The sequence below is a fragment of the Pseudomonas sp. dw_612 genome (genome assembly GCF_018449725.1).
In the GTDB taxonomy this organism is placed as follows: domain Bacteria; phylum Pseudomonadota; class Gammaproteobacteria; order Pseudomonadales; family Pseudomonadaceae; genus Aquipseudomonas.
The window spans coordinates 1-3,642 of sequence record NZ_JAAVVC010000049.1 but is presented as its reverse complement, the minus strand read 5'-3'; the positions used below and the strand labels follow the sequence as shown (position 1 = coordinate 3,642).

At 61.0% G+C, this 3,642-nt stretch carries 5 protein-coding genes; 4 read left to right on the top strand and 1 reads right to left on the bottom strand.

Going from position 1 to position 3,642, the window contains the following annotated elements; genetic code table 11:
- Nucleotides 1-79: 79 nt before the first annotated feature.
- On the bottom strand, nucleotides 80-805 hold the full coding sequence (locus HB680_RS32390; RefSeq protein WP_213942320.1) for a tellurite resistance TerB family protein: 726 nt from the start codon (nucleotides 803-805) through the stop codon (nucleotides 80-82).
- A gap of 163 nt (nucleotides 806-968) precedes the next feature.
- On the opposite strand from HB680_RS32390, the gene HB680_RS32385 reads away from it, so the two are divergent.
- The 4 genes from HB680_RS32385 to HB680_RS32370 all read left to right on the top strand — a co-directional run bounded on the left by HB680_RS32385 (nucleotide 969) and on the right by HB680_RS32370 (nucleotide 3,210).
- Entirely contained in the window at nucleotides 969-1,334 is a 366-nt protein-coding gene (locus HB680_RS32385) for a VOC family protein (RefSeq protein ID WP_213942319.1), read from the top strand.
- Between the two features lie 27 nt (nucleotides 1,335-1,361).
- A complete protein-coding gene (locus tag HB680_RS32380) occupies nucleotides 1,362-1,787 on the top strand; it encodes a GNAT family N-acetyltransferase (RefSeq protein ID WP_213942318.1) in 426 nt (141 codons plus the stop codon).
- Between the two features lie 307 nt (nucleotides 1,788-2,094).
- Entirely contained in the window at nucleotides 2,095-2,817 is a 723-nt protein-coding gene (gene pcsA, locus HB680_RS32375) for a phosphatidylcholine synthase (protein WP_169370341.1), read from the top strand.
- Nucleotides 2,818-2,823: 6 nt separating this feature from the next.
- Nucleotides 2,824-3,210, top strand: a complete 387-nt coding sequence (locus HB680_RS32370; protein ID WP_213942317.1) for a DUF488 family protein — start codon at nucleotides 2,824-2,826, stop codon at nucleotides 3,208-3,210.
- The last annotated feature ends 432 nt before the right edge of the window (nucleotides 3,211-3,642 follow it).

Sequence of the window (3,642 nt, the reverse complement as noted above, 5' to 3'; positions counted from 1 at the left end):
TCAGCGTCCACTGAAGATCCACTGTGGGAGCGGGCTTGCTCGCGAAGGCGGCAACACAAACGATGCATCAGTTGGAGCGCTACACCGCCCCACCCTTCGCCTGCTGCTCAAGATGCACCTGCAGCTCCGGATCAATCTTCAGAGCCGCAGCCAGTTCATCCAGATAATTGCGCTCGGCGTCTTGCTGATCGTCCACCACCATCACGCTGGCCAGGTACATTTCCGCGGCGATCGCCGGGTCGGTGGCGGACTGCGCCACGTCGGCGGCGTCCAGCGGCCGGGCGACTTCGTCGTCGAGCCACTGCTGAAGTTGCGGGTCGTCGGTGTGGCGACCGATTTCGGTGCTGATCATCTGTTTCTCATTGTCGTCGATCCGGCCGTCAGCCTTGGCGGCGGCGATCAAGGCGCGCAGCACCGCGTGGCTGTGGTCTTCGACTTCCGGGCCGGACAGCAGGTCCACCGTGCGCGGAGCCTGTTGCGGGGCCGAGGCCTGGTTGCGTTGCCAGGCTTGATACGCCTGAAATGCCATCATCCCGAGGGAGGCCAGCGCCGCGTAGTTGGTGCCGCCGGAAGAGCGGGTCTGGGTCGAGCCGCCCAGCGCAGAGCCGCCGCCCAGTAACCCACCGAGCAAACCACCCAAGCCACCACCGCCCGCGCTTGACCCGGCGCCACCGCCCAACAGGCCACCGAGCAATCCACCGAGACCGCCTAGGCCTCCCTGAGACGGCGAAGCACCGCCGCCCTGTTGCGTCATCGAGCCCTGACCGGCCCGCAGAAGTTGTTCGAGCAAATCGCTGGTGTTCATGACGATGTCCTCATTGAATAGACAGACCGCAGTCAGGCAACGATAGCCCCGGCCGGCAATTGCGCCAGCACCGTTTGGCCGACGTGCCCCCGGCGCTCACGCTCCTGACAGAAACTGACAGCGCCTCCTTTTATGCTGCACCGACTTACCACGGAGCAGTCCCATGATCACGCCTCGCTATATGTTGCTTTTCGTCGAAAATCCCGCCGTCAGTGCGCGGTTCTATGAATTTCTGCTGGATCTGAAACCCGTGGAGGAATCCCCGACCTTCGCCCTGTTTGTGCTGGAGGGCGGTTACAAACTCGGCCTCTGGTCGCGGCACACCGCCGAACCGGCGGTGGGCATGACCGGCGGTGGCATGGAGCTGGCGTTTCCGGTGGCGTCCTCGGAAGAGGTCGACGCTCTATTCAGCACATGGTCGGGCCTTGGCCTGAGCATCCTGCAAACACCCACCGAACTGGATTTCGGCCGCACCTTTGTCGCGCTTGACCCCGATGACCATCGGCTGCGAGTGTTCTACCCCCGCTAACCCGCCGCCCAGAGGATCAACCCAGCCATGGATCACCATCAGATCGTCGTCAGTGACGTGATCGAACCTGAAGTCGAGCAGTTGCTCAGCACCGGGCTCAGCGCCTTCAATGATCAAGTCACCGGCATCAGCGACTGGCAAGCGCTGGCGGTGACCATTCGCGATCCCGACACCGATCAGGTACTGGGAGGAATAACCGGGCGTACATCGCTGGGGCTGCTGTTTCTCGATCTTTTCTACGTGCCCGAGGCGCTGCGCGGCTCCGGGATGGGTTCTCGACTGCTTAAAGCCTATGAAGAGGAAGGCCGCCGTCGCGGCTGTCAGTCCGCGGTGCTCTACACCTTGAGTTTTCAGGCACCGGTGTTCTATGAAAAGCATGGCTGGCAGCGATTTGGCGAGGTGCCGTGCAAACCTGAGGGCACCAGCCGGGTGTTCATGAGCAAAGCGCTGTAAACCACCATTCCAATGTGGGAGCGGGCTTGCTCGCGAAAGCGGTGTGTCAGCCAGCATCAATATCAACTGACAGGCCGCTTTCGCGAGCAAGCCCGCTCCCACAAGGTTTTGGGGTCTCTGAAGACTCAAGTCGAGTCATCAGCCATGCAAATTTCTCCGAAGTATTTTTTTGCGGGACAGCTAAGATTCATAGAGGGTGAACCTTAACCCCGCTTTTCCGGTCGATACCTGCAACCCGACCCGGTTTGCCGACGCCCCCAATAGAAGGGTGCTGACTGGCTTGCTTCACTTTTTGGAGAACGCCCCCGTGATATCGACCTTACACATCGCCAGGCTCAAAGCATGGGGCGCCCATGGTTTTACCGCCACCGGCGTGGTCACCGCCTTCCTCGCCACCCTCGCGCTGCTGGAAAACCAGGCCACCCATTGCCTGCTGTGGCTGGGCGTGGCCCTGATCGTCGACGGCCTCGACGGTGCACTGGCACGCAAGGTCAATGTGCAATCGGTGCTGCCGAGTTTCGACGGCTCGATTCTGGATCTGGTCATCGACTACCTGACCTACGTGTTCATCCCGGCGCTGTTCATCTACCGCTACATCCCGCTGCCGGACTACACGCTGCTGCTGACCGTGTCGCTGATCCTGGTCTCGTCACTGTTCTGCTTCTGCAACGTCAACATGAAAAGCAAGGACAACTACTTCCAGGGCTTCCCCGCCGCCTGGAACGTCGTTGCGTTATGCCTGTACATCATTGGGCCGTCGCCGTGGGTGACGCTGCTGACCGTGATCGGTCTAGCGCTGCTGACCGTGACACGGATGAAATTCCTCCACCCGTTCCGCGTGCGCAAGTTCATGCCGATCAACATCGCCGTGACCGCCATCTGGTTGCTGTGCAGTTTGTCGCTGGTGGTCAACCACCCAGTGATCAACCCAATGGTGATGGGCCTTTGGCTGCTGATGTCGGCGTACTTTCTGGGCATCTGCATCTGGCGCACGGCGATGGAATGGTTTGACGGTTCGCGGCACAAGTAATCCGGCATGGCCATCCACATCGTGCGGCTGGGCTCACCCCGTGGGCCCGACGAAGGTCTGCGCCTGGGCACGGTGCGCCGCCCGCCTCGGGGCGTACCGAAAGCCGAGTTCGCCAGCCGTGATTTCTATGACGTCTGGCAGCCGCTGCTGTCTCCCAGCCCGGAACTGGTCACCGAAGCCAAAGCGGCTGAAGATGCCAAGGCCTGGGACGTCTTCAAGCGCAAATTCAAAGCCGAGATGAATCATCCAGCGCCCAGCCAATTGCTGGATCTATTGGCGGCGCTGTCCCATCAAACGTCGCTGGCGGTGGGGTGTTACTGCGAGGATGAAGCGCACTGCCACCGCTCGGTCTTGCGCGAACTGCTGCAAGCGCGGGGCGCGCAGGTTATCTAAACCCCCTGATGCCACCCCAGTCCCTGTGGGAGCGGGCTTGCTCGCGAAGGCGGTGTGCCAGCCAACATCAATCTCGACTGAACCAACGCTTTCGCGAGCAAGCTCGCTCCCACAGGGGATTGGAGTACTGCACAAAAATCTGCGGCTGACTCGGACCAAATGTGGGAGCGAGCTTGCTCGCGAAGGCGGTGTATCAGCCACCATCTATATCGACTGAACCACCGCTTTCGCGAGCAAGCCCGCTCCCACAGGGGATTGGAGTACTGCACAAATATCTGCGGCTAGCTCGGACCAAATGTGGGAGCGGGCTTGCTCGCGAAGGCGGTGCATCAGTCGCCATCAATTTCGACTGAACCACCGCTTTCGCGAGCAGGCTCGCTCCCACAGGGGATTGGAGTACTGCACAAAAATCTGCGGCTGACTCGGACCAAA

Bases quoted from the DNA above. Each gene is read 5' to 3' on its own strand.
- HB680_RS32390 (WP_213942320.1), bottom strand. From the start codon at position 805: ATGAACACCAGCGATTTGCTCGAACAACTTCTGCGGGCCGGTCAGGGC.
- HB680_RS32385 (WP_213942319.1), top strand. From the start codon at position 969: ATGATCACGCCTCGCTATATGTTGCTTTTCGTCGAAAATCCCGCCGTC.
- HB680_RS32380 (WP_213942318.1), top strand. From the start codon at position 1,362: ATGGATCACCATCAGATCGTCGTCAGTGACGTGATCGAACCTGAAGTC.
- HB680_RS32370 (WP_213942317.1), top strand. From the start codon at position 2,824: ATGGCCATCCACATCGTGCGGCTGGGCTCACCCCGTGGGCCCGACGAA.